A 23,800-nucleotide genomic window follows, 5' to 3' on the forward strand; every position below is an offset into this window, starting at 1 on the left:
CTCACCTTCTCAGATCACCGCATAACCGCGGGGTCACGGGGCGCCCGGAGCGCCACCGGGAGCAGGTCCGCCCGGCGCAGGCCCACCCGGCATCCCGCCACCCGGCATCCCCCCACCGGGCATCCCACCCGGGGGCATCATCGCCACTTCCTGACAGGTCTTCTTGCCTTCCTCGCCCATGCAGGTCGTGCGCTGGTCGGCGCACTCATAATCAAAGGAGCAGGATTCGCCGGTGGCAACCTTGCCCTCAAACATCGTCTGGCAGGGCTTGTAATGCGCCTCCATGATCGGGCCGGCCTGCATCATCATCGCCTGAAGACGCTGCATATCGGGCTCCTCACCCATCGGCCGATACTCCCCACAGACCTCCGACTGGGTGCCCAGCTGACCCATGCACTTGCCGGCCTGCGCCGCATCGTAGGCCACGCGCCCGGCGGCCACAGATGCCGCCAGCGACTCCCCGTCGACGCCGGTCTCTTCGGTCACGATCTCAAAGAGCTCCACGCAATCTTCCCGACGCGGCATCGGCAGGTTGGCTTCCTCAATGCGTCCCATTAGCCCGCGGAACTTCTCCAGCGCCTCCGGGCTCTGCGAGGCCATGCTCATCCCCGCCATAAAGAAGGTCCCGGCCACCGCGCTCTTCAGCTCCATGTTGCCGCAGGAGTCGTACGCCAGGCACAGCGACTCCACGAGCTTCGGGCGAAACTCCTCCACGCTCACCGGCTGGGCCGGGTCGTGGCCACCCTCGAGGCGCTCACCGGCCGCCTTGAGGTCTTCGGGGGGCTCGGGCGGGGGCACCGCAGCCTCCTCACCGGCCGCCTCCGCCGCGGGTGCCGGCGCTTCACCGGCGGCCTCGTCACCAGCGGCCTCTTCGCCCCCAGCCTCATCGCTCGCTTCGGCCGCCTCGTCGGTCGCAATCTCGGTCTTCTTGCAGGCCACCGACCCCAGCGCCAGCATCCCCACCACCAGCCACTTCATCCCTCGCATAACTCTCCTTAACTCGAACTATTGCGTGCACTGCGGCTCCGCCCGCGAGAGCGAAAGCCTGCCATGATCAAACGCGCGCTTCGCGTATGCGCCGCACCCTAACACGCCGCACTCGCCCCCTCAACGACGGGCCCCCTCCATGCGCGGCGCGGGTGCCAGCCCCCTCACAGACAGGTGCACCCCTGCCCTTCGCAGCGTGGCGCCGCCCCCAGCGGACACGCACACATCTGCCCGCACTGCGCGTCACTCTCGCAGGTGCGGCTACCGGTAGCCGCACCACAAAAGGGACGACATTGTCCGTCGGTCGCGCACCCCTGACCCACACCGCTGCAAGTCAGGCGCGGACACCGTCCGCCGCAGCCATCCTCAACCTGCGCGCGGCACGATAGCCGCGCGTCGCTGCAATTCGGCAGGCAACACTGCCCCTGATGGCACACAAAACTCGAGTTATCGGCGCCGGTGCTGCTGCACAGCTGAGGGTTCGGCGAGCGCTGACAGGCCCGCGTCTCCCGGTCGACCTCCGACGATACCGGCGCACACGTCCCGTTGCTCGTGCAGCGCGCCACCGTCCGCGTGCGCTCCTGCACCCCGCCGGCCGCGCAGCTATCCCGATTGGACTCCGGCACGCAATCGCTCCACGCCGACCACTGCCCCGCACCGCACACATCGCCCGGCGCCGGCGGCGACGCCAGCGTGCAACTCTCCTCCCGGCTCGCGCGCACAACCTCCAGGCAACTCCCCCCGGCGCACTGCCCCTGATACGTCGTCACCATACGCACGCCCTGCGTGCTGCAAGCCTGCCCCTCACCGGGCAAACAGGCCCCGATCTCCACCCGCTCATCGCCGCAGACAACCTCGTCGGTGTCGATCTCGCACGCCGCATCGTCTTCCACGCGCCGCTCTTCGTTCTCAGAGTAGCGGACGACACAGCGGGCAGCCTCCCCGTCTTCGCTCTCACAGGCCAGCTCCCCGACCTGGTAGACCCCCACCCCGCGCGGCGCGCACACCTCCACGTCGACCCGCTCACACTCCCGCAGCTCAAGCACCTCGCCAGTCGCGCAATCATCCACGCTCGCGCAGAACTCGCCAGCCTCACACCCCGGGCAGCTCCCGCCGCAGTCCACATCACTCTCATCGCCATCGAGCTGGTTGTTTGCACAATGCTCCGGCCCGCATCCGGCCTCACCGGGCACACAGACATCGGGCTCCCCTCCATCCGGCTCTCCTCCGTCGGGCTCTCCTCCGTCCGGCTCACCGCCGTCATTGTCGCCACCGTCTCCCGACCCGCTATCCGACGCCACATCGCCGCCGACGTCCAGGTCGCCCCCTCCAAAGACCACGCCCTCAGGATCGCCCAGACACCCGGCAAGCAGCATCACCGCCGCCGCCCACATCACCACCTGCCGAACTCGCATCAACTTCTCCTTCCTCGTGCTCGCAAGCCATCCCGCGCTCGCGTGCAAACTCACCGGACCTGCGCCGACGAGCCGTCTACCTGCATGCCTTATGCTTCTTAAGTTTCGTAACCCGACGTTATCGCGATGAAACCGGGCGCGCAAACAGCACGTGATCCACACGCCATCGCCTGACTTTCGCCCCCCGCTATGTTAGGAGCATCGCCAGCGGCACTCGCCAGTCCCCACCTCTGGAGCCCCCTCATGTCCCCTCGCCACCTCCTGATGGCACTCGCCATCCCCGCCCTCGCCACGTCATTCGCTGCCTGCTCATCGCCCTCGGCCACCCCGCAGGACGCCGGCGACGCCACCGACGCGCCCACCTACCAGGACGACGCCGACGCCACCCCCGCGCCCGACGCCGACGCCACCCCGCAGCCCACAAGCCTGCGGGTGGCCACCTTCAACACCTCCCTCTTCGGCAGCGAAGCCGGCGACCTCCTGGAAACCCTCGCCAACCCCGATGAGGAGCACCCCAAAAAGATCGCCAACGTCATCCAGCTCGTCCGCCCCGACGTCATCCTCCTCAACGAGTTCGACTTCGACGACGAGCAAGAGGCCATCGACCTCTTCGCCTCCAACTTCCTGGAGGTCGCCCAGGACGCCGACGGCGAAGCCATCTCCTACCCCTACCGCTACCAGTTCCCCTCCAACACTGGCATCGCCTCGGGCTTTGACCTCAACGGCGACGACGAGGTCGGTGAGACCGTCGGCACCCAGGCCTACGGCAACGACGCCTTCGGCTTTGGCCTCTTCCCCGGCCAGTACGCCTTCGCCGTCCTCTCCAAATACCCCCTCGATCTCGAAGGCATGCGCACCTTCCAGAACTTTCTGTGGAAAGACATGCCCGACAACCGCATCCCGGAAGACTTCTACAGCGCCGAGGCCCTTGAGGTGCTTCGCCTCTCCTCAAAAAACCACGTCGATCTTCCCATCGACATCGAGGGCCAGACGATCCACCTTCTGGCCAGCCACCCCACCCCGCCGGCTTTTGATGGCGCCGAGGGCCGCAACAAACGCCGCAACGCCGATGAGATCCGCTTCTGGCACGACTACATCCGCCCGGCGGCCTCCGACTACATCTACGACGACGCCGGCCAGACCGGCGGCCTCACTGACGGCGCGCACTTTGTGATCGTCGGCGACCTCAACGATGATCCGGTCGACGGCGACGGACTCGACGCGGCCGACCTGCTGGTGGCCGACGCCACCCTCATCGACCCGCAGCCCGAAAGCACCGGCGCCATCGCCTCCGGCAACGCCCGCGAGGGTGCCAACCTGGAGCACCAGGCCGACCACCGCTATGACACCGCCCGCTTCAACCCCAACGTGGGCAACCTGCGCCTGGACTACGCCCTGCCCTCGGCCACCCTGGAGGTGACCGGCAAGGGCGTCTTCTGGCCGGCGTCGACCGAAGACTACTTTGAGCTGATCCAGGTCAGCGACCACCACCTGGTCTGGGTCGACGTCGTCCTGCCTCAGAGCGACGACTAACCTCCCGCACAGTGCTCCTGACGCCTGCGGCCCTTTGAGGGGCCGCAGGCCACCGCGATCACCGATTCGTTGATGGCCTTCTGGGCTTTTGATAGGGATGGAGCTGCCCGCCGCGCCTGTGCGCGTCGCTCCCCCGGAGCCTCCCATGAACCTCCCCCACCTGCCCATCACTCACTCCCCGCTGCGCCTGGCCCTGGCCCTCGTGCTGGCCCTGCTGACCCTTGGCGCCTGCTCCAGCGACGACGCCAGCTACGGCGGCTTCGACATCTGTGAGCCGAGCTGCCCGCGCGGCTATTACGTCGTCACCGACTGCCAGGGACAGAGCGAGTGCGAACACATCGAAACCTGCGACGGCAGCGTGCTGGCCTGTGTCCCCATCCTGGGCTCCGCCGACGCCGGCGACAACGATGAGCCCGACGCCAGCCCCGACATCTGCGAAGAACCTCCCCGCTGCCCCAGCGGCTCCGAGCAGGTCGGCACCTGCCCCACCGATCGCTTCTGCACCCGGGTGACCGTCTGCGGAGAGAGCGCGCTCTGCCTCGACCCGCTGGCCGTCTGCGAAGAGCCGCCGAGTTGCCCCGAGGGCTGGGTCAACGACACCAGCTGCGACGACTTCGACCCCACCTGCGCTGAGCTTCGCCACTGCGACGAGACCTTCCGCTGCCGCCGCTGTGACAACCTCCCCTCCAGCTGCGATGACGATTTTGAACAGGTCGAGCCCGACGCCTGCGACCCCGACACAGGCTGCGAGCAGGTGCTCACCTGCCAGGGCTACATCAGCTGCGCCCCCCTCCCCCCCGACGAGTGCACCGAAGAGCCCGCCTGCCCCGAAGACTTCGAGCCTGTCGACGCCTGCACCGCCGATCTCCCGAACTGCCAGGTCATCGAAGTCTGCAACCAGGAGCTGGCCTGCGCCCCCATCGCCGAGACCTGCGAAGAGCCCCCCACCTGCCCGGAGACCTACCTCCCGGTCGACCGCTGCGACGACGCCCTCATCCCCGGCTGTGAGACCCTGGAGATCTGCGGCGTCACCCTGGCCTGCGCCCCCCCCGACGCCTGCGAGCCGGCCACCTGCCCCGAAGGTTACGCCGAGATCCCCGAAGAGCACTGCGTCGACGACACCTGCCGCGTCATCGACGACTGCTTCGGTAACGTCGTCTACTGCACCCGCGGCTGATCCTCCCCCCCCGCTTAACCTCACCACTCCCCGGGGGGAGCCGATGGGGCCGTCGCCGGCACCGCGCTCAGGGCGGCCTGCTCCCGCACCACACCCGGTGCCGGGATGCCGGCGACCTTGCCCGTCACCACACGGTAGATCGTGATCGCACCGGCCACCTGCAGCGACATGCCGAACACGGCAACGACCAGGTGGGCGAGGAAGATCGCCAGCGCGACGACCACCAGTACAAGCTCACTCCCCAGAAAGGCTGCGCCGATGGCCACCACCCCACCCGCAAGCTGGGAGAAGAGCCCGATCGCAATCTGCAACGCAAATATCCCCATCCACATCACGATCGCCTCGACCGGGTGTTTAGATACAAGACGCAGATTCGTCTCTAATGCCCGCACCGGTCCCAGCCCGTCGACCATCATGAAGTAGACGTAGGGCATCAGAAGCGACATCACCAGCACGCCCGGAAGCGCAAAGAACACCGCGCCCACGGCAAAGAGCCCGCCCCAGATCATGCCCCCCACACCCACCTGCCACCACCACTGCGACATCGGCAGCTGGACACCCTGATGCGCGGCCTCATACCCCTTGCGATGAGCCTGCGCAAAAGCCCACAGCGCCACAGGGGGAGCAATGACAAGCGCCAGAAACCCCAGAAGGCCATGCGTCACACTCAACACCAACACCACGACGATCATCGGCACAATCACCGCACGCCACGACGCCGACCACACCTCAACAAACTCTCGCTTCAAAAGGCTGAAGTTCATACCTTTCCCCAGATTGTAGTCGAAGAGGCTCCTGCCTCCCCGGGTCATCTCGATGGCGTCGCGCCACGACGATACGACCTCCGCGCCGCCCCCTTGTTCGCGCCCTTCGGGCGCCCTCTACGGCCTACTTCCCCTGCGTTTCATCCTGCGCCAGCGGCTCCTCCCAGCACATCCCGGCGTCCTGAGACACATCTCAATCATCGCACGGAACATCCCCGCAGAGGCGACAGCCCCCTCTCCCCACCATCGCCTCCCCCCATCTAAAACTCACCACGCCACCGGCGCTCCAGACGACGTCTGCACCACCTTCTGCCCGCCGGCCTGCTGCGCATCGACCGACAGCCCCCGCAACACCCGATAGGCCGTCACCGCACCCGCCACCTGCAGCGACTGCCCCACCACCGTCATGGCGAACAAAACCACCGCCCCCACCACCATCACTGGAATCAGCGGACCATCGACATCGCTCGCCGACCACACAATGCCTCCCATCATCACCCCAACCACCGGCATCAAAATCACCATCATGCCGAAGGCGAGCGCCAACCACGCCACCACGATCTCCGCCAGGCGATCGCCCGCCAGACGCACGTTGGTCTCCAGCGCGTCGATCGGCCCTCTCCCCTCCACCGCAATAAAGAGCAGGTAGGGCATCAGCACCGCCACGATCACCAGCGCCGGAAGCACAAGGATGCTCCCCACCATATAGAGCGCACATCAGAGGCCGTAGCCGAGCATCAACGCCAGCCAGTTCTTCTTCACCGCCTCAATCCCCGCGAAAAAGGACAGCTTCGTCCCCGGCTGGCGCACCGCTTCGTATCCGAGCACATGGAGGTGAGCCCACGCCAATACAAACACCACACCGACGACCGGCAAGATCGCGACCGCCGCGACGGGCGAAAACATACAGAGCGCGACGTAGGGAGCGGCCAGCGCGTACAAAAGCAAGGAGTACGCGATCACCGGCCAGCGGCTCGCTCGCCACACATAAAAGATATCGCGCTTCCATTCACCGAGATTCATCTCAAGCTCCTCGCTTATTACGCCGTGAGCTATCGTTGACGCTGTGTCTGCTGCATTGAGAGCACCGCGAGCTGCGTTGCAAAGCCTCGACGATGCTAAAGCATCCCCTGCGTTTTGCGCCTTGCCCGCGTCACTCTCAATCTCGCATCCACCAGCGTCAACTTCTGCTCACAGCGTAGTAACGTCTCATCAACTAGCCCCGGGCCCTTGCCCGCACGCCGCGCTTACCCTGCCATACCTTACCCCAAAATCACCAGTAGGGCCCCTCATCGGCCCGCGGCACCTTCTGAAAACCCGGGACAGATTTCGGAGAGGATGCCTCATCATCATCATCGAAGACGCTATCACCCGCCAGACCGCTGCGCTCCACCTCAAACACTGCGTCGTCCTCAACGCCCTCGCGCTCCGCCTCCGGCGCCTCCACCGGCGCGACCTCACTGCTCGACGGCACCATAACCTCCCCGGGCGCATCAAACTCCGGCGCCTCGCCGCCCTCCGGCGCCTCCCCGACCTCCTCGCCGGCCGCCGCCACACTCGCCGGCGCCTCCTCGACGATCATCCGATAGGTCGCCACCGACGCGATCACAGGCAGCGGCGCCAGAAAGAACGCCCCGACCGCGCTCAACACCAGAACGACTGCCATCAGCCCACCGACCGGAGGCGCGCTCACAAGCCCCAACATGGCCGTCACCACCGCCGCGCCCCCCACCACGCTCACACCCACCACCAGCACCGCGTAATAGAGCATCCAGTACACCACCAACTCCACCCAGCGCCCCTGCGTAAGCTCGATGTTGCGGCGCAGGGCCTCGATCGGCCCCTTCTTCTCGACCATCACGATGACCACATAGGGCAGCAGCACCCCGCCGGCCACCACCCCCGGCAGCACCAGCACCCCGGCCACCCCGAGCATCAAGCCGCAGAACACCACCCCCAACACCACATCGTCCCAGTGCTCAAACGCCTCCTGCGACGCATCTCCAAACGAGGTCGACCTGCCCGTCTCCGCGTTCCGAAAACACTGCAGGTGCACCGCCCCCGAAAGCCAGGCCATCACCGGCAACGCCACCGCCCAGAACGCCGCGATCGCAACAGGCGACCCCAGCCGCTGCACCAGCAGCCCCGGCACCATAAAGCCCATCGCGCAGGCCAGAATGACCAGGCCCACGCTCACAAAGCTGGCCTTCCAGACGTTTTGAAACTCCCCGACCCAACGCCCCACATCCATACGTCCTCCCGCCACAAGGCTCACCACCCCCGCGAAGCCCTCTTCACGTTGGCCCGTTCACGATCACGCCATGACTCGATGGCCTGAGAGTAGCGACCCGCGCGAACTTCCTCAAGCACACTCCATCACCACTCCCCACACACTCGCCCTCAGGGCGGCGCCCCCAGGACCCTGCGGCGCACACGTCGCATCGCCTGTGCCACCTCCTCCTCATCCTCCATCACCACCCCATCAAGCATGTCTTCATACCAGTCGATAAGCTCCCCGCTCACCGCCAACGCGTTACGCTCCGCCTCCTCACGCGCGAGGCGCTCGGCCACATCCTCCGGACTATTCGCGAGCAGCTCGCGGTACAAAAGCACCCGGTAGCAGGCCACCGCCCCTACCACCGGCAGCGGAAACACGACCACCGCCAATGCCATCGCCAGCGCCATCGTGATCCCCACGCCCTGCGCCCCCGACGTCAGCGAGAGCGCCGCGCTCACCGCGCCTCCCACGGCCCCCAGAGCCACCAGCACCGCAAAGAGCGCCAGCCAGCACAGCGCCATCTTCAACCACATCCCCTCCACAAGTCCGAGCGTTCGCATCAGCCCCCCCAGCGGGCTGCGCCTCTCCAGCACGACCACTGCCACAAAGGGCAGCAGCAAACCTCCGACAAGGGGCGCCGGGAGCACAAACATCCCGGCGAGCGCCATCATCCCCCAGCTCATCAAAGACGCCAGCAGCACCCCGTCATACCGATCCCAGCACACCCCGAACGCTCGCCCGATCGAGCTCTCTCCCCCGCTCCCCACATCTTCAAACGCCAGCTCATGCATCGCTCCCCACACCACGACCCCGCTCAACCCGCTCACCAGCAGCGCCAGCACCAACAGCGGCGCGCTCCCCCACGCCCCGTACAAAAGCCCCCCCGTCACCCCACAATAGACCGCGCTCACCAGAAAGAGGTTCGCCCCGCTCGCCAGCGCGACCCGCCAGACTTCCTTCAAAAACAGCCCCACACCCATGCTCGCTCCTGATCGTGACGGGTGCCGCGCCTTCCGACCCCCGACTTCCGATAATGACCTCGAATTCCCTCACCCTAACGAGCGAAGTCCCGCAAATCAAAGCCCGAACTTCCCCCACCCCTTACCCCCGAACATCAAAAAAGCCGGCCTCCCCCCAAAGGGAAAACCGGCTCTTCACGTCACAACCCGAACCCATATAACTCCGGACCCGAGCGCACTAAGGGCGAAGTCCAGCAAGGAGCAAGGAGGACGCTGTGGCAGCGCCACCGCGACGACGAAGCGACACCGCTGGCTTCGTCCTGATGCGCTCGCCACCCAACCCGAGCGCACTCAGGGCGACCGATGGCAAGGAGGCTGAGATGAAGCTGTGGCAGCGCTACTGCGAATCCCAGACGACGCAGCCAGCGTCGTCCTGATGCGCTCGGCACCCAAACCCGAGCGCACACAGGGCGAAGTCCAGCAAGGAGCAAGGAGGACGCTGTGGCAGCGCCACCGCGACGACGAAGCGACACCGCTGGCTTCGTCCTGATGCGCTCGCCACTATTCGGTGATTTTGCCTTCCCTGGCGAACGCAATCTTCATGCGCTCGCGCTTAAGCGCAAGGCGGTGCTGCTCGAAGATATCCTCGGGCACCATCTCATTCTTCGAGCGCTCTTCGAGCTCGACCATCGCGGTCTCATAGCGCTCCAGATCGCGGCGAGCACGCTCGATGTCGATGTCGCTGACCCCGCTGCACCCTTCAGTGAGCACGGTGACACGATCGTTGAACACCTCGACGTAGCCCTGCTCCACCAAAAAGTGTCGCGTCTTGCCTTCCTGGGTCACGATCATCTCGCCAACACCCAGCACCGAGAGGATCGGCAGGTGGCCCGGCAGAATGTCCATCTGCCCCAGCAAACCCGGCAAAACCACGTCGTTGACAGGCTCGCTGAAGACCGCCTTCTCGGGGGTCACAACTTCCAAATGCAGCGTCTCGGCCATCTCTTCGTCCTTTCACTTCTGCGCGTTAAAGGCCGCCCGCACCCGATGGGAGGGCGGCCTCTAACGCGCCAAACTCAACGCCGCGCCCCACTCGGAGCGCGGCAAAAAAGCGATTACGCCTCAGCCGCCAGTCGCTCAGCCGCCTCGCGGGCATCATCAAGCGTACCCACCAGGTAGAAGGCCTGCTCGGGAAGATCATCGACCTCACCGTTCACAAGCGCCTTGAACCCGGCGATGGTGTCTTCGAGCTTGACGTACTTGCCCTTCATGCCGGTGAACTGCTCGGCGACGTGGAAGGGCTGCGAGAGGAAGCGCTGGATCTTACGGGCGCGGGCGACCACCAGCTTGTCTTCCTCGGCCAGCTCGTCCATGCCGAGAATCGCGATGATGTCCTGAAGCTCCTTGTAGCGCTGAAGCACCGACTGCACGTCGCGAGCTACCTGGTAGTGCTCCTCACCCACGATCTCCGGGGTGAGGATCTGGCTGGTGGAGTCGAGGGGGTCGACGGCCGGGTAGATACCCAGCGACGCCAGCTGACGCGAGAGAACCGTGGTCGCATCGAGGTGAGCGAACGCAGTCGCGGGAGCCGGGTCCGTAAGGTCATCGGCAGGCACGTAGACGGCCTGAACCGAGGTAATCGAGCCCTTGGTCGTCGAGGTAATGCGCTCCTGAAGCGCGCCCATCTCGGTGGCCAGCGTCGGCTGGTAACCGACGGCAGACGGGATACGACCCAGAAGCGCGGAGACCTCCGAGCCGGCCTGGGTGAAGCGGAAGATGTTGTCGATGAAGAGCAGCACGTCCTGACCTTCGGAGTCACGGAAGTACTCGGCGATCGTCAGCGCTGAGAGCGCCACGCGCGCACGTGCTCCGGGCGGCTCGTTCATCTGACCGAACACCAGGGCAACCTTGGACTCTTCCCAGGTGCCGTTGGCGCCCATGATCCCCGACTCCATCATCTCGAAGTAGAGGTCGTTCCCTTCACGGGTACGCTCACCGACGCCGCCGAAGACCGAGAAACCACCGTGGGCGAGCGCGACGTTGTTGATCAGCTCCTGAATCAGAACCGTCTTACCGACGCCGGCGCCGCCGAAGAGGCCGACCTTACCACCACGCGAGTAGGGAGCGAGCAGGTCGACGACCTTAATGCCCGTCTCAAACATCTCGCTGGCCGTGGACTGCTCCTCAAACTTCGGAGCCGGGCGGTGGATCGGCAGCGTCTGAGTGGCTTCAAGGGCCACGATCTCTTTGACGTTGGTCTTGGAGACGGTCACGTCCGTGATGTCATGGACGTGCTTCAGATCGCGCACCTTCACGGTGTAGGAGGTGTCGCCTTCCTCAGCGATAATACCGCGCACGACCTTGCCGTCGTTCAGGCGCAGCACGCTGATCTCGTCGACCGGCTTGCCGGCGACGTTAAGAATACGACCGAGCACCTCGCGGCCGACCGGCACGTTGATCGGCTCGCCGGTGTTCTTGACCTTCATCCCGCGCACCAGACCGTCGGTCGAGCTCATCGCGATGGTACGCACCACGCCTTCACCAAGGTGCAGCGCAACTTCCAACACCAGGTTGTCTTCCTCATCGGAGAGACCCGGGTTGGTCACCAGCAGCGCCGTCAACAGATCGGGCACCGCGTCGGTGGCGAAGGCCACGTCCACAACCGGACCAAGGACCTGCTTGATGGACCCAAGTTTTGTGGCCTGCTGGCCCGCTTCTGTGTTCACCGGTTCTGCCGCCATATCGATACTCCTGAAATTCGGATTGCTTAAAGGGGTAAGGCCTCAAAGGCCTGTTTAGCTGTTGAGCGATTCGGAACCGCTGACGATCTCGACGATCTCTTTGGTGATGTAGGCCTGACGCGCACGGTTATACTGCAGCGTCAACGACGCGATCATATCGGTGGCGTTGTTGGTGGCGTTATCCATCGCCGTCATCCGCGAGGCCTGCTCGCTGGCCTCACTCTCCAACAGCGCCTGGAGCACCTGCACCTCGATATGCCCGGGGAGAAGGCGCCCGAGCAGCGTGTCGACGTCGGGCTCGTAGATGTAGTCGGCGCTGGCCGCCGGCGCGTCGGCTTCCTCGCCATCGGTGGCGAAGGGAAGCAGCGGGTGGACCATCTGCTCCACCGCGATCGCCGAGACGAAGCGGTTATAACAGATGTAGACCGCCTCGTAGTCGCCCTGGAGGTACTCGTTCATCGCCTCCTGGGCGATGCGCTTGGCCTGGGCGTAGTCGATCGCCCCGATCACATCGTCGTAGCTGCGCACAACCGGGTAGCTGCTGCGCCCGTAATGACCCGCCGCCTTGCGACCCACGGTCACCACATCGACCTGCTCCCCGGCGGTGACCAGCTCTTTGAGGAAGCGGTCCACGCGGCGAAAGAGGTTGGTGTTAAAGCCACCGCACAACCCGCGGTTACTGCTGACCACGATCACCAGCGCCTTCTCCCGCAGTTCGCGCCTGGCGAGCAGGGGGTGCGACTCCGGATCCACGCGCGAGGCCAGGCTATCGATCACCTCCCCCATCTTGACCGCATAGGGGCGCGAGGCCTCCATACGCTCCTGCGCTCGGCGCAGCTTGGCGGCGGCGACCATCTTCATCGCCCGCGTGATCTTCTGGGTGTTCTTGACCGACCCGATCCGCTTGCGGATGTCCTTGAGATTTGGCATGTCGACGTCTTCTTTGGTGGTGGAGAGAGCCGCCCGCCCTGCTCGCTTTTTAAGCGATGGCGAGCGGCCCTTTAAACTTCAATCTTCGCCGCTTGCGAGATCACTCGGCGGCCGCCGCCTCACGCTGCGCTTTGAAGTTCTCGGTGTACTCTTCGAGGATCGCCAGCACCTTCGCCGTGACCTCGCTCTGCGCGTCGGTGCCCGCCTTCTTGCCGAACCTCTTGTCGCCCTTGATGGCGTCCCAGATCTTCGGATCTTTGCTCTCCGCAAAACTGTACAGGCCCTCTTCGTAAGCTTTCAGGTCGCTGACCGCCAGCGCGGTGAGCAGGCCGGCGTTGGCCGCGAAGATGATCATGACCTGCTTGGCCGCGTCCAGCGGGCTGTACTGGGTCTGCTTGAGCAGCTCGACCAGTCGCGCGCCCTTGGCCAGCTGCGCCTGGGTGGTCTTGTCGAGGTCGGAGGCAAACTGGCTGAACGCCTCCAGCTCGCGGTACTGCGCCAGGTCCACGCGCAACGTACCGGCGACGTTCTTCATCGCCGAGATCTGCGCCGCACCACCGACGCGGCTCACCGAGATACCGACGTTAATCGCCGGGCGAACACCGGCGTTGAAGAGGTCGGTCTCCAGGAAGATCTGACCGTCGGTAATCGAGATGACGTTGGTCGGAATGTAGGCGGAGACGTCGCCGGCCTGGGTCTCAATGATCGGCAGCGCGGTGAGGCTACCACCACCCTCGGCGTCGCTCATCTTGGCGGCGCGCTCCAGAAGACGGCTGTGAATGTAGAAGACGTCCCCGGGGTAGGCTTCGCGTCCCGGCGGACGACGAAGCAGCAGCGAGAGCTCGCGGTAAGCGACGGCCTGCTTGGAGAGGTCATCGTACACGATCAGCGCGTGCTGACCGTTGTCGCGGTAGTACTCGCCCATCGCCACACCGGAGTAGGGCGCGAGGTACTGAAGCGGCGCCGGCTGCGAAGCGGTCGCCGAGACCACCGTGGTGTACTCCATCGCACCAAAGCGCTTGAGCTTCTCGACGGTCTGCGCAACGGTCGACTCTTTCTGACCGATGGCGACGTAGATGCATTTCACGCCGGTGTCTTTCTGGTTGATGATCGTGTCGATGGCCACCGCGGTCTTACCGGTCTGGCGGTCACCAATGATCAGCTCACGCTGACCACGACCGATCGGCACCATCGAGTCGATGGCTTTAAGGCCGGTCTGCATCGGCTCGCCAACGCTCTGGCGGGGGATGATGCCCGGGGCCTTGACCTCAATACGCGAGCGGGTCGCGCTCTCGATCGGGCCTTTGCCGTCGATCGGCATGCCCAGCGCGTTGACCACGCGGCCTTCCAGAGCCGGGCCCACGGGCACGTCGACGATGCGACCGGTCAGCTTGACCTCGTCGCCCTCAACAATGCCGCGGTCGCTGCCCAGAAGCGCCACACCGACGTTGTCTTCTTCCAGGTTGAGCACCATCCCGTAGACTTCGCCCGGGAACTCCAGAAGCTCGCCGGCCATCGCCGACTCCAGACCGTAAACGCGCGCGATACCATCACCGATCGAGATAACCGTACCCGTCTCGCTGGTCTCCATACGCGAGTCGTAGTTCTCGATCTGCTTTTTGATGATGGAGCTGATCTCTGCGATGTTAATGTCCATCTTGCACTTACCCTTGAGCTCGGGGGTCACTCATATCCCGGTGGGCCAACTCGCATCTGGCGAGCTCCGACCGGGGCAACGGCGCCCTCGGTGATCCGTAATTAGACTTCTTTGAGAATCGCTTCGCGCATCCGCTTGAGCTGAGTGCGCACCGAACCGTCGTAGATCGAGCCGCCGACCCGCGCGACGACCCCGCCGATGAGAGCCTCGTCCACCGACGTCTCCACCAGCACCTCTTTACCCGTCATCTTCGCAAGCGCTGCCTTGACCTCGGCCAGCTGCGCATCGCTCAGCGCCGTGGCGCTGCTCACGCGAGCGCGCACTCGACCGGCCTTCTCATCGACGCCGGCGCTGAAGTCCTCGGCGATCTCGCGCACATAACGCAGGCGATCGCGGTCGAGGAGCAGCATCACAAAGTTTTTAAAGAGCTGATCCCAGCCCTCTTTCTGGGCCAGCGCCTCGATCACCGCGCGGCGCTCCTTGAGCTTGACCCCGGGGTTGAGCAGCGCCTGACGCAGCGTCTCACTCTGATCGAAGGCCGCGCTCAGCCAGCTCAGCGAGCCGTGAATCGGCTCGAGCTTCTTCTGCTCACTCGCAAGCTCAAGCAGCGCGCTGGCGTATCGTCGGGCTACCGGTACCTTTGCCATTATCTACTCCTGATAAGCGCTCAGCCCGGCCTCTCTTAAGGGCCAGGTGAGGCTTGAAAACCATTCAGTTCTTGGCCGCCGAAGACGCCTTACCCAGCTCCGAGACGTAGCTCTCGACGAGCTTGTTCTGCACACCGGCGTCGACCCGCTCGCGCGCCACACGCTGCGCCATCTCCAGCGCTGTGTTGACCGCCTGCTCCTCAAGCATCGACACCGCGCGCTTGACCTCCTGCTGGATGGTCAGCTCGGCGTCGGCCCGCATCTTCTCAACGCTCTTTTTGGCGGCGTCGATCAGGCGCTGTTTCTCGCGCTCACCCTGAGCGTGGTACTCGTCGAGCATCGACTGACGGTCCCGCTCCAGCGCCTCGAGCTTCGCGTTAAGCTCGGCCAGACGCGCCTCGGCCTGCTCGCGGGCGAGTTTGGCGGCGTTCATATCCGCCAGGAAGGTCTCGCGACGGCTGGCAAAGAAGTCGCGGATCGCCGGGCCACCAAACTTGACGATGATCCCCAGGAACACCACCAGGTTGAAGATCCCGGTAAACCAGTACTTCCAGGGGAACCCGGCGCTCTCACCCGAAGCGGCGAATGCAGGCGCGCTCACGCATACCAGCAGCACCAGCACCTGCACAAAGATCGCCCGCCGGGAGCCCGTCACGCGAAGAAGTTTCGAAGTCATGTTCTTGTCCTGACTAACTAGGAATGGGCGCGCTGCCTCGCCACGAGGCGCGCGCTCAACGGCTTATCCCTGCGGGAGCACCTTCTGTACCATCGCCTCGGCCAGCGCGCGGGCACGCTCGTCGATCTCGGCGCGGGCCGCAACCACGCGCTCCTCGATCACCTTGCGCTCTTCGGCCAGCTTGCCACCGAGCTCCTCGCGAACCTCCTCGAGGATGTCGTCCTGCTCGGCCAGGCCCTGATTGCGCAGAGACTCGCGCACATCCTGGGCTTCGCGACGCGCCTTGCTCAGCTTCTCATCGTAGGAAGCCGTCAGCACGGCGGCCTGCGCGTCCATCTCACCGGCCTCTTCGGAAGAGCCCTGCACGCTCTCTTCGCGCGCCTCCACCGTCTTGAGGTAGGGCTTGATCAGGACGAAGTTCAGGATCACAAAGACGAGCAAGAACGCGCCCATCTGAACGAAGAGCGTGCCGTCTATGTCGATCGCAACCGCTGCGACGAGCAGCGGACTTGAAGCGGTCATTACATCGATCATCGTGGCGCCTTTTAAGTCAGCGGGAAGTTGCGCTTCCCGCCTTATTTCTGGCCCTCTTGGCCGTTTTGCGGGAAAACCGTCGCGGCTTTAACACGGTGTTTTCAAAGGTGTCAAGGAAGGCATCTCCCGGGGGCCCGGCAAGGGCGCCGGCCCCATTTCTGCCGCGATCTTTCTTGACCGCGTTGGTGCCATCGCTATTGTAAGGATCAGGCGCCCCCGGGGCGCTTTTTTTAAACCCGGTACCTGCACCCGATCCTTGATGTGCGCACCTCATCTCTTTATTGCTGCTGGCTACCCCGCGCGCCGCATCCGACGCGCCCCACCGAACTCGCCACCCCTGCGCCGGGCCCGACCCGCCCTTCGCCCGGTCCGCTCCCGCTTTCGGGAGCCCTGCTCGCCACCTCTTCTAAGCTCTGAGAAATAGCTTCGCGCCCGGGTCGTTATGGGACACGACCAGGCCGCTCGACTTGCATCCTTTGTCCTTCAGAAGTTGATGACCGTGAAAGACTCCAACGAGCAAGCATCCAACTCGCCCCGGCCCACCGCCTCCGAAAGCCAGTTTACCGGGGAGAACCTCGCGTTCATTGAGGATCTCTACCGCCAGTACCTCGACGATCCCTCCGCGGTCGATCCGAGCTGGAAGCCGATCTTCCAGGAGTACTTCGGCGGTGACGCCGCACCAAACGGCAGCGCCCCCCACTTTAAGCCCCGCTCGATCTTCGAGCCGGCCCGCCTGCCCTCCCAGGAGATCGGTGGCGAGGCGGTCTGGGTCGATAAGGCCGAGGGCATCACGGTGAAGGCCCCCGGGCGCACCGAAGGGTTCGCCGCCCGCGTCGAGGCGATCGTGCGCGCCTTCCGCCTCCACGGTCACCTCATCGCGAAGATCGATCCCCTCGATCGCCCGCGCCGCCCCGCGCCCCCGGAGCTTGAGCCCTCGCTCTACGGCTTCTCCTCCGGCGATCTTAAGGCGAAGGTCAACTACGAGCCCCTCTTCGGCTCGCGCGAGGTGACCCTGGGCGATCTGATCCAGCGCCTGCGCGATCTCTACTGCGGCCACATCGCCGTCGAGTACCAGAACATGCCGGGCAGCCAGTCACGCACCTGGCTGCGCGATCGCATCGAGCGCAACGACTACGCCCCGCTCGATGTCGCCGCCGATGGCCCGCACATCCTCAAAAAGCTCGTCGACGCCGACGCCTTTGAGACCTTCCTGCATAAGAAGTACGTCGGCGCGAAGCGCTTCTCGCTGACCGGCGGGGAGTCGCTGATCCCCATGCTCGACTTCATGCTCGAAGAGGCCGCCGACTCCGGCGTCGAAGAGGTCGTCGTGGGCATGGCCCACCGCGGTCGCCTCAACGTGCTGCACAACATCATGAACAAGCCTGCCGAGGCGATGTTCTCGGAGTTTGAGAAAGTTCAAACCCCCGAGGAGTACGTCGGCAGCAGCGACGTCAAATACCATATGGGGTTCTCCAGCGATCACCCCACCCGCAACGGCAAGACCGTTCACCTCTCGCTCTGCTTTAACCCCAGCCACCTGGAGTTCGTGAACCCGGTGGTGCTGGGGCGCGTGCGCGCCAAACAGGATCGCCTGGGCAACGAAGCCGCCCGCCAGAAACTTCTGCCGCTGCTCCTGCACGGCGACGCGGCCTTCTCCGGCCAGGGCATCGTGACCGAGTCGCTCAACCTGGCGCGTGTCAAAGGCTACAACGTCGGCGGCACCATTCACGTGGTGATCAACAACCAGATCGGCTTCACCACCAACCCCGAAGACGGCCGCTCAACCACCTACGCCACCGACGTGGCGAAGATGCTCGAAGTGCCGATCTTCCACGTCAACGGCGACGACCCCGAAGCCTGCGTGCGCGTGATGAAGCTCGCCATGCAGTACCGCCAGCGCTTTGGCGAAGACGTCATCATCGACCTGGTCTGCTACCGCCGCTACGGCCACAACGAAGGCGACGAGCCCCGCTTCACCCAGCCGATGATGTACGGCGCCATCGACAGCTCTAAGCCGGTGCGTGAGAAGTACGTCGACAGCCTCATCGAGCGCCAGATCATGAGCGCCGAGGAGACCGAGGCGGTCTGGAACGAGCGCATGGACTACTACGGCGAAGTCTTCAAAGAGGTGCGCGAGCAGCCCCTGCCCAAGTCCATCAGCACCCTCGACGGGCTGTGGACCCCCTACCACGGCGGTGAGCTTGAAGCCGGCGCGGGCAACGACGCGCCCATCGGCGAAGATCTCTTCAAAGAGCTCGCCACCAAACTCACCGAGGTCCCGGAGAGCCACAACGTGCACCGCACCCTGCGCCGCTTCCTCAAAGGTCGCGAGCAGGTCGCCTCTGGCGAGGCCCCGGCCGACTGGGGCACCGGCGAAGCGCTGGCCTTTGCCTCGCTCTTGATCAACGGCACGCGCATCCGCATGACCGGCCAGGACTGCATCCGCGGCACGTTTAGCCACCGCCACGCCGCCCTCTTCGACACCGAGACCGGTGAAGGCTACTGGCCGCTTCGACACCTGACCGAAGACCAGGCCTCCATCGAGATCTACAACTCCACCCTCTCTGAGAACGCGGTCCTGGGCTTTGAGTACGGCTTTAGCCTCGACTCCCCCGACGCGCTCGTGCTCTGGGAGGCGCAGTTCGGCGACTTCGTCAACGGCGCCCAGGTCATCATCGACCAGTTCATCAACTCCGGTGAAGATAAGTGGAAGCGCCTCAGCGCGCTCACCCTCCTGCTTCCTCACGGCTACGAGGGTCAGGGACCGGAGCACTCCTCCGCCCGCCTGGAGCGCTTCCTGCAACTCTGCGCCGGCGACAACATGTACGTCTGCAACATGACCACGCCTGCGCAGTACTTCCACGCGCTGCGCCGCCAGGTCCTGCACCCGGCCCGCAAACCTCTGATCGTGATGAGCCCCAAGAGCCTGCTGCGCCACAAAGACGCGGTCAGCCCCATGGAAGACTTCACCACCGTGGGCTTCCAGCCCATCCTCAAAGAGACGCGCGAGTCGGTGAACACCGAGAAGGTTCGCCGCGTGCTCCTGTGCTCGGGCAAGATCTACTACGACCTCTGCGATCACGCCGCCGAGCAGGGCATCGACGATGTGGCGATCGTGCGCGTCGAGCAGCTCTACCCGCTGGAGGGCAAACTCCTGCAGGAGGCGGTCGCGCCCTTTAAGAACGCCCGCGAGATCGTGTGGGTCCAGGAAGAGCCCAAGAACATGGGCTCCTGGCACTACATCTTCCCGCGACTCATCGAGCTCTTCGGTGCCGATCCGCTGCCGGCCTACGTCGGTCGCGTGGCCAGCGCCAGCCCGGCCACCGGCGCCTACGAGAGCCACGAGCTTGAGCAGCGGGCGCTGGTCACCAAAGCCTTCGCCGAGACTCTCGATTAAGCCCCAGGCAAGCCCCCTGCGGGCTTGTGTTTCAGCGCCCAGGTCTGGTAACCCCTTGGGCGCGGCGAGGCTGCACCTCGCCAGTCCATGTTGTGATAGTGAGCCCCTGTATTTTTAGTACTTACGTTGCACGCCTACGAGGCCTTACATGAGCGTACCCGTAGAGGTCCCCACCCTTGGTGAGTCTGTCACCGAGGCGATCATCGCTGAATGGCTGAAAAAAGAAGGTGATTTCGTCGAAGAAGACGAGATCATCGCCGAGCTGGAGACCGACAAGATCACCGTCGAAGTCCCCGCACCGGTCGCAGGCACGATCAAGAAGCTGCGTTTTGCCATCGACGACGCCGTCAACCCGGGCGATGTCATCGCCGATATCGAGCCCGGTGAGTCCAAAGGCGGCGACGCCGGCGATGCGAAAGCCGACGCCTCCAAAGAAGAAGCACCCAAAGCCGCAGCTGCCGCCGAGGAAGGCGACGACGCCGACCACGATAAAGTCGGCCCGGCGGTGCGCCGCCTCGTCGAAGAGAACAACCTGGAGCTGGCCGATATCAAAGGCACCGGCCCCGGCGGACGCGTCACCAAGGGCGATGTGCAGCAGCACATCAAAGATGGCGGCACCTCCCGCAAGAAAGCCGAGGCCGAGAAGGCCGTGGAAGCCTCGCGCCCCGCGGTCGATCAGGGCGCGCTCGAAGAGCGCGTGACCATGAGCAAGCTGCGCCAGACCGTGGCGCGCCGCCTGGTCGAAGCCCAGCATAACGCCGCGATGCTCACCACCTTCAACGAAGTCGACATGACCGAGATCATGGCTCTGCGCAAGCAGTACCAGGATCGCTTCGTCAAGAAGTACGGCATCAAGCTCGGCTTCATGTCCTTCTTCATCAAAGCCTCGATCGAAGCGCTCAAAGCCTTCCCCTCGGTCAACGCCGAGATCGACGGCAACGATGTCGTCTACAAGAACTACTACAACATCGGCGTGGCCGTCGGCGGTGGCCGCGGGCTGGTGGTGCCGGTGCTCAAGAACGCCGACCAGTACAGCTTCGCGCAGACCGAGCAGGAGCTGGGCAAGCTCGTCGACAAGGCCGTCAACAACAAGTTGACCCTGCCTGAGCTTCAGGGCGGCACCTTCACCATCTCCAACGGTGGCATCTACGGCTCGATGCTCTCCACGCCCATCCTCAACCCGCCGCAGTCGGGTATCCTGGGGATGCACAACATCGTGGAGCGCCCGGTCGCCATCGACGGCAAGGTCGAGATCCGCCCGATCATGTACCTGGCCCTCTCCTACGACCACCGCATCATCGATGGTCGCGAGGCGGTCAGCTTCCTGGTCCGCATCAAAGAATGCCTGGAAAACCCCGAGCGCATCCTGCTCGAAGTCTGATCCCTGGCGCGTCGCCAGGGCGGCGAGTGTCAGAGAGAGGTCGGGGCCGAAGGCCCCGGCCTCTTCGCCCATAAGGCCCGGTCGCCCCGCTGTGACGCGCTCGCCAGATGGCCTCAACGCCCCTGAACAAAGGCTCTACTATGTATGATCTCGTTGTGATCGGTTCCGGCCCCGGCGGCTACATCGCCGCCATCCGCGCCGCCCAGCTCGACATGAAAGTCGCCGTCGTTGAACGCTACGCCACCTTCGGCGGCACCTGCCTCAACGTCGGCTGCATCCCCTCGAAAGCTCTGCTCGAATCGAGCGAGCGCTATGAAGAGGCCAAAGATCACTTCGCCGACCACGGCATCACCATCAACGAGGTCAGCTTCGACCTCAAGAAGATGCTCGCCCGCAAAGACGAAGTCGTCGCCAGCCTCACCGGCGGCGTGGCCGGCCTCTTTCAGAAGAACGACATCGCCACCTTCCAGGGCCACGGCACCATCGTTGATGCCAAAAAGGTGGAGGTGAAGAAGGACGACGGCTCGGTGGAGACGCTGGAGACCGAGCGCATCCTCATCGCCACCGGCTCCAAGCCCATCACGCTGCCCGGCGTCGAGCTCGACAAGGAGTACATCGTCGACTCCACCGGCGCGCTGGAGTTCCAGGAGGTCCCGGAGCACCTGGTGATCATCGGTGCCGGCGTCATCGGTCTGGAGCTCGGCTCGGTGTGGCGTCGCCTCGGCGCGAAGGTCACCGTCATCGAATACCTCGATGAGATCTTCGGTGGCCGCGCCGACAAAGACGTCTCTCGCCTGGCCCAGCGCGTCTTCAAGAAGCAGGGCATCGCGTTTGAGCTGGGCGCGGCCGTCACTGGCGCCGAGGTCAAAGATGGCAAGGTCACCGCAACCTTTGAGCAGAAGGGCGAGACCAAAACCATCGAATGCGACCGCCTGCTGGTCGGCGTGGGGCGCAAGCCTTACACCGAAGGCCTGGGCCTGGAGAACATCGGCCTGGAGACCACCAAACGCGGCTTCATCGAGGTCAATGAGCATTACGAGACCTCCGTCGAAGGCGTCTACGCCATCGGTGATGTGATCCCCGGCCCGATGCTCGCCCACCTGGCCGAGCATGAGGGCGTCACCTGCGTCGAGCGCATCAAGGGCATCGCCGGACACGTCAACTACGACGCCATCCCCGATGTGGTCTACACCCACCCCGAGATCGCCTCGGTCGGTAAGACCGAGCAGCAGCTCAAAGAGGCGGGCATCAAGTTCAAGGCCGGCAAGTTCCCCTTCAAAGCCAACGGCCGCGCCCGCGCGCTCAATGACACCGAAGGCTTTGTGAAGATCCTGGCCGACGCCGAGACCGACCGCATCCTCGGCGCGCATATCATCGGCCCGCGCGCCGGCGATCTGATCGCCGAGCTGGCGGTGGCCGTGGAGTTTGGCTCCAGCGCCGAAGACATCGCGCGCTCGACCCACGCCCACCCCACGCTTGCGGAAGTCATCAAAGAAGCCGCGCTCGACGTGGATGGCCGCACGCTCAACCTCTGAGCCGTTGCCGCACCGCCTATGAAAAAGCCCGCTCCCCTGCACAGGGAGCGGGCTTTTTTGTTGCTGCATAAACGGGTGCGCTACTCTTTGGGCCGAAACACCTCGTAGCCCATCTCCTGGCGGGCCTGATCGCCCTGGCGGATCACCAGGTCACGCATCGCCCGATCCAGCCCCAGCCAGGCCTCGCGCACGTGCGCGGGCACCTCGAACTCCTCCAGCACATCGATGAGGATCTGGTGACGGCGGTCAAAATGCCCCACGAGGATCGGCATCTTCTGGTGCGCCTGGCGAATCGGCGGGCCCTGGTAGCGTCCCTGCCGGCTGCCGAGATGCGCGTGCACATAGTCGCTCTGCGAGGCGATGAGCGCCTCTTTGTCGCTCATCGCAAAGAAGAAGCCGATCATTAGATCGTCGAAGAGGCGGTCGTAGAAGGCGCGCATCAACGTCTCCATACGTGCGCGCCCGCCCACCTCCTCGATGACGTCCCAGCCTGTCTGTCTCTCTGCCATACTGACCTTCTAGCCGATCTCGCGGCGATGCACCGTCATCATTAGCGCGCCCTCATAGATCGAGCCCAGCAGGCGCTCCGCCGGGATCTGACGCAGCTCGCCAGGCGGCACCGTATGATCACCGGCCCAGCGCAGCGCGCCCTGCGTCAGCGTCACCAGTCGCAGGCGCAGCGGCGCGGTGGCCAGCGACTCGCCGATCACCTCGATCGGGAGCCAGACCGGCGCGAAGTCGGCCTGCTCCGACCAGATGGTGGGCACGCAAAAGACGGGCATCGCTGCCAGCGGGGCGTTGGGTGCGGGGCTCTCAAAGACGTCGACCAGCAGGGGGAGCCCCAGCGAGCGGGCGATCTCGGTGATCAAACCATCGAACGCCGCCTCAGATTTCCCGGCGCGCACCGTCGCGAGGCGCCGCTCCCAGATCTGGCGCGCGCGAGTCAGAAAACCGCTGAAGGCCCCCTGGGCGAGGCTCAGCGCGCGCTGCTTCTCGGCATCACTCAGGCTGGCAAAGCGCGCGTTCATGGAGGCGCGCGTCGCGGCGAAGGCGGCGTCGATCGCGTCTTGCATCTCGGCGGTCGACGCCGGCACCCGACGCGGCACACCCACGCGCCAGCTCTGCGGCTCACCCCGGCCAAGGGGCGCCCGCGCCTCAAACGCGCGCGCCCCGAGCTGTCCGGCGCGCA

21 protein-coding genes are annotated in these 23,800 nt (G+C 64.9%); 5 read left to right on the top strand and 16 right to left on the bottom strand.

What is annotated here, in order from left to right; all coding sequences use genetic code 11:
• Positions 1–33 precede the first annotated feature (33 nt).
• Both FRC96_RS04770 and FRC96_RS04775 read right to left on the bottom strand, forming a co-directional pair.
• Positions 34–987 (bottom strand): hypothetical protein, encoded by a 954-nt coding sequence (locus tag FRC96_RS04770; RefSeq protein ID WP_146973302.1) that lies wholly within the window; start codon positions 985–987, stop codon positions 34–36.
• Between the two features lie 164 nt (positions 988–1,151).
• Positions 1,152–2,402 (bottom strand): hypothetical protein, encoded by a 1,251-nt coding sequence (locus FRC96_RS04775; protein WP_146973304.1) that lies wholly within the window; start codon positions 2,400–2,402, stop codon positions 1,152–1,154.
• 243 nt (positions 2,403–2,645) lie between these two features.
• Here FRC96_RS04775 and FRC96_RS04780 point away from each other — a divergent pair, with 243 nt between their 5' ends.
• Both FRC96_RS04780 and FRC96_RS04785 read left to right on the top strand, forming a co-directional pair.
• The gene (locus FRC96_RS04780) at positions 2,646–3,935 is read left to right on the top strand and encodes an endonuclease/exonuclease/phosphatase family protein (protein WP_230469888.1); all 1,290 of its coding nucleotides are present in this window, start codon (positions 2,646–2,648) and stop codon (positions 3,933–3,935) included.
• A gap of 145 nt (positions 3,936–4,080) precedes the next feature.
• A complete protein-coding gene (locus FRC96_RS04785) occupies positions 4,081–5,112 on the top strand; it encodes a hypothetical protein (protein WP_146973307.1) in 1,032 nt (343 codons plus the stop codon).
• A gap of 20 nt (positions 5,113–5,132) precedes the next feature.
• Here the strand turns inward: FRC96_RS04785 and FRC96_RS04790 are convergent, their stop codons facing one another.
• The 12 genes from FRC96_RS04790 to FRC96_RS04850 all read right to left on the bottom strand — a co-directional run bounded on the left by FRC96_RS04790 (position 5,133) and on the right by FRC96_RS04850 (position 16,298).
• Positions 5,133–5,876: a hypothetical protein gene (locus tag FRC96_RS04790; RefSeq protein ID WP_146973309.1), complete on the bottom strand. Its 744-nt coding sequence runs from the start codon at positions 5,874–5,876 to the stop codon at positions 5,133–5,135.
• A 267-nt stretch (positions 5,877–6,143) separates the two neighbouring features.
• The gene (locus FRC96_RS04795) at positions 6,144–6,581 is read right to left on the bottom strand and encodes a hypothetical protein (protein WP_146973311.1); all 438 of its coding nucleotides are present in this window, start codon (positions 6,579–6,581) and stop codon (positions 6,144–6,146) included.
• A 12-nt stretch (positions 6,582–6,593) separates the two neighbouring features.
• The gene (locus FRC96_RS04800) at positions 6,594–6,899 is read right to left on the bottom strand and encodes a hypothetical protein (protein WP_146973312.1); all 306 of its coding nucleotides are present in this window, start codon (positions 6,897–6,899) and stop codon (positions 6,594–6,596) included.
• Positions 6,900–7,149: 250 nt separating this feature from the next.
• A complete protein-coding gene (locus FRC96_RS22615) occupies positions 7,150–8,127 on the bottom strand; it encodes a hypothetical protein (protein ID WP_146973314.1) in 978 nt (325 codons plus the stop codon).
• Between the two features lie 149 nt (positions 8,128–8,276).
• A complete protein-coding gene (locus tag FRC96_RS04810; RefSeq protein ID WP_146973316.1) occupies positions 8,277–9,134 on the bottom strand; it encodes a hypothetical protein in 858 nt (285 codons plus the stop codon).
• 540 nt (positions 9,135–9,674) lie between these two features.
• Positions 9,675–10,115, bottom strand: coding sequence for an ATP synthase F1 subunit epsilon (gene atpC, locus FRC96_RS04815; protein WP_146973317.1), 441 nt, complete (start codon positions 10,113–10,115; stop codon positions 9,675–9,677).
• A gap of 113 nt (positions 10,116–10,228) precedes the next feature.
• Positions 10,229–11,854 (bottom strand): F0F1 ATP synthase subunit beta, encoded by a 1,626-nt coding sequence (gene atpD, locus FRC96_RS04820; protein WP_230469889.1) that lies wholly within the window; start codon positions 11,852–11,854, stop codon positions 10,229–10,231.
• 54 nt (positions 11,855–11,908) lie between these two features.
• Positions 11,909–12,784, bottom strand: coding sequence for an ATP synthase F1 subunit gamma (gene atpG, locus FRC96_RS04830; RefSeq protein WP_146973319.1), 876 nt, complete (start codon positions 12,782–12,784; stop codon positions 11,909–11,911).
• 100 nt (positions 12,785–12,884) lie between these two features.
• Complete coding sequence (gene atpA / locus FRC96_RS04835; RefSeq protein WP_146973321.1) at positions 12,885–14,441, bottom strand: F0F1 ATP synthase subunit alpha; 1,557 nt, start codon at positions 14,439–14,441, stop codon at positions 12,885–12,887.
• Positions 14,442–14,542: 101 nt separating this feature from the next.
• Positions 14,543–15,088: an ATP synthase F1 subunit delta gene (gene atpH, locus FRC96_RS04840; protein WP_146973323.1), complete on the bottom strand. Its 546-nt coding sequence runs from the start codon at positions 15,086–15,088 to the stop codon at positions 14,543–14,545.
• 64 nt (positions 15,089–15,152) lie between these two features.
• On the bottom strand, positions 15,153–15,764 hold the full coding sequence (locus tag FRC96_RS04845; protein WP_146973325.1) for an ATP synthase F0 subunit B: 612 nt from the start codon (positions 15,762–15,764) through the stop codon (positions 15,153–15,155).
• Between the two features lie 63 nt (positions 15,765–15,827).
• A complete protein-coding gene (locus FRC96_RS04850; protein ID WP_146973327.1) occupies positions 15,828–16,298 on the bottom strand; it encodes an ATP synthase F0 subunit B in 471 nt (156 codons plus the stop codon).
• Positions 16,299–16,791: 493 nt separating this feature from the next.
• Between FRC96_RS04850 and FRC96_RS04855 the strand changes: the two genes are divergently transcribed.
• The 3 genes from FRC96_RS04855 to lpdA all read left to right on the top strand — a co-directional run bounded on the left by FRC96_RS04855 (position 16,792) and on the right by lpdA (position 22,611).
• On the top strand, positions 16,792–19,695 hold the full coding sequence (locus FRC96_RS04855) for a 2-oxoglutarate dehydrogenase E1 component (protein ID WP_146973329.1): 2,904 nt from the start codon (positions 16,792–16,794) through the stop codon (positions 19,693–19,695).
• Between the two features lie 148 nt (positions 19,696–19,843).
• Positions 19,844–21,076: a 2-oxoglutarate dehydrogenase complex dihydrolipoyllysine-residue succinyltransferase gene (gene odhB, locus FRC96_RS04860; protein WP_146973331.1), complete on the top strand. Its 1,233-nt coding sequence runs from the start codon at positions 19,844–19,846 to the stop codon at positions 21,074–21,076.
• A 140-nt stretch (positions 21,077–21,216) separates the two neighbouring features.
• Positions 21,217–22,611: a dihydrolipoyl dehydrogenase gene (lpdA, locus tag FRC96_RS04865; RefSeq protein WP_146973333.1), complete on the top strand. Its 1,395-nt coding sequence runs from the start codon at positions 21,217–21,219 to the stop codon at positions 22,609–22,611.
• An 80-nt stretch (positions 22,612–22,691) separates the two neighbouring features.
• Here lpdA and FRC96_RS04870 read toward each other — a convergent pair whose 3' ends face one another.
• Both FRC96_RS04870 and FRC96_RS21825 read right to left on the bottom strand, forming a co-directional pair.
• Positions 22,692–23,120, bottom strand: coding sequence for a group I truncated hemoglobin (locus tag FRC96_RS04870; protein ID WP_146973334.1), 429 nt, complete (start codon positions 23,118–23,120; stop codon positions 22,692–22,694).
• Between the two features lie 9 nt (positions 23,121–23,129).
• On the bottom strand, positions 23,130–23,800 hold a 671-nt coding region (locus FRC96_RS21825), incomplete at its 5' end, for a hypothetical protein (RefSeq protein ID WP_230469890.1).

This window comes from Lujinxingia vulgaris (assembly GCF_007997005.1).
Taxonomy (GTDB): Bacteria; Myxococcota_A; Bradymonadia; order Bradymonadales; family Bradymonadaceae; genus Lujinxingia.

What these genes read in the sequence shown, in the direction of transcription:
- FRC96_RS04770 (WP_146973302.1), bottom strand. Translation starts at nt 987, where the DNA reads ATGCGAGGGATGAAGTGGCTGGTGGTGGGGATGCTGGCGCTGGGGTCG.
- FRC96_RS04775 (WP_146973304.1), bottom strand. Translation starts at nt 2,402, where the DNA reads ATGCGAGTTCGGCAGGTGGTGATGTGGGCGGCGGCGGTGATGCTGCTT.
- FRC96_RS04780 (WP_230469888.1), top strand. Translation starts at nt 2,646, where the DNA reads ATGTCCCCTCGCCACCTCCTGATGGCACTCGCCATCCCCGCCCTCGCC.
- FRC96_RS04785 (WP_146973307.1), top strand. Translation starts at nt 4,081, where the DNA reads ATGAACCTCCCCCACCTGCCCATCACTCACTCCCCGCTGCGCCTGGCC.
- FRC96_RS04790 (WP_146973309.1), bottom strand. Translation starts at nt 5,876, where the DNA reads ATGAACTTCAGCCTTTTGAAGCGAGAGTTTGTTGAGGTGTGGTCGGCG.
- FRC96_RS04795 (WP_146973311.1), bottom strand. Translation starts at nt 6,581, where the DNA reads ATGGTGGGGAGCATCCTTGTGCTTCCGGCGCTGGTGATCGTGGCGGTG.
- FRC96_RS04800 (WP_146973312.1), bottom strand. Translation starts at nt 6,899, where the DNA reads ATGAATCTCGGTGAATGGAAGCGCGATATCTTTTATGTGTGGCGAGCG.
- FRC96_RS22615 (WP_146973314.1), bottom strand. Translation starts at nt 8,127, where the DNA reads ATGGATGTGGGGCGTTGGGTCGGGGAGTTTCAAAACGTCTGGAAGGCC.
- FRC96_RS04810 (WP_146973316.1), bottom strand. Translation starts at nt 9,134, where the DNA reads ATGGGTGTGGGGCTGTTTTTGAAGGAAGTCTGGCGGGTCGCGCTGGCG.
- atpC (WP_146973317.1), bottom strand. Translation starts at nt 10,115, where the DNA reads ATGGCCGAGACGCTGCATTTGGAAGTTGTGACCCCCGAGAAGGCGGTC.
- atpD (WP_230469889.1), bottom strand. Translation starts at nt 11,854, where the DNA reads ATGGCGGCAGAACCGGTGAACACAGAAGCGGGCCAGCAGGCCACAAAA.
- atpG (WP_146973319.1), bottom strand. Translation starts at nt 12,784, where the DNA reads ATGCCAAATCTCAAGGACATCCGCAAGCGGATCGGGTCGGTCAAGAAC.
- atpA (WP_146973321.1), bottom strand. Translation starts at nt 14,441, where the DNA reads ATGGACATTAACATCGCAGAGATCAGCTCCATCATCAAAAAGCAGATC.
- atpH (WP_146973323.1), bottom strand. Translation starts at nt 15,088, where the DNA reads ATGGCAAAGGTACCGGTAGCCCGACGATACGCCAGCGCGCTGCTTGAG.
- FRC96_RS04845 (WP_146973325.1), bottom strand. Translation starts at nt 15,764, where the DNA reads ATGACTTCGAAACTTCTTCGCGTGACGGGCTCCCGGCGGGCGATCTTT.
- FRC96_RS04850 (WP_146973327.1), bottom strand. Translation starts at nt 16,298, where the DNA reads ATGATCGATGTAATGACCGCTTCAAGTCCGCTGCTCGTCGCAGCGGTT.
- FRC96_RS04855 (WP_146973329.1), top strand. Translation starts at nt 16,792, where the DNA reads ATGACCGTGAAAGACTCCAACGAGCAAGCATCCAACTCGCCCCGGCCC.
- odhB (WP_146973331.1), top strand. Translation starts at nt 19,844, where the DNA reads ATGAGCGTACCCGTAGAGGTCCCCACCCTTGGTGAGTCTGTCACCGAG.
- lpdA (WP_146973333.1), top strand. Translation starts at nt 21,217, where the DNA reads ATGTATGATCTCGTTGTGATCGGTTCCGGCCCCGGCGGCTACATCGCC.
- FRC96_RS04870 (WP_146973334.1), bottom strand. Translation starts at nt 23,120, where the DNA reads ATGGCAGAGAGACAGACAGGCTGGGACGTCATCGAGGAGGTGGGCGGG.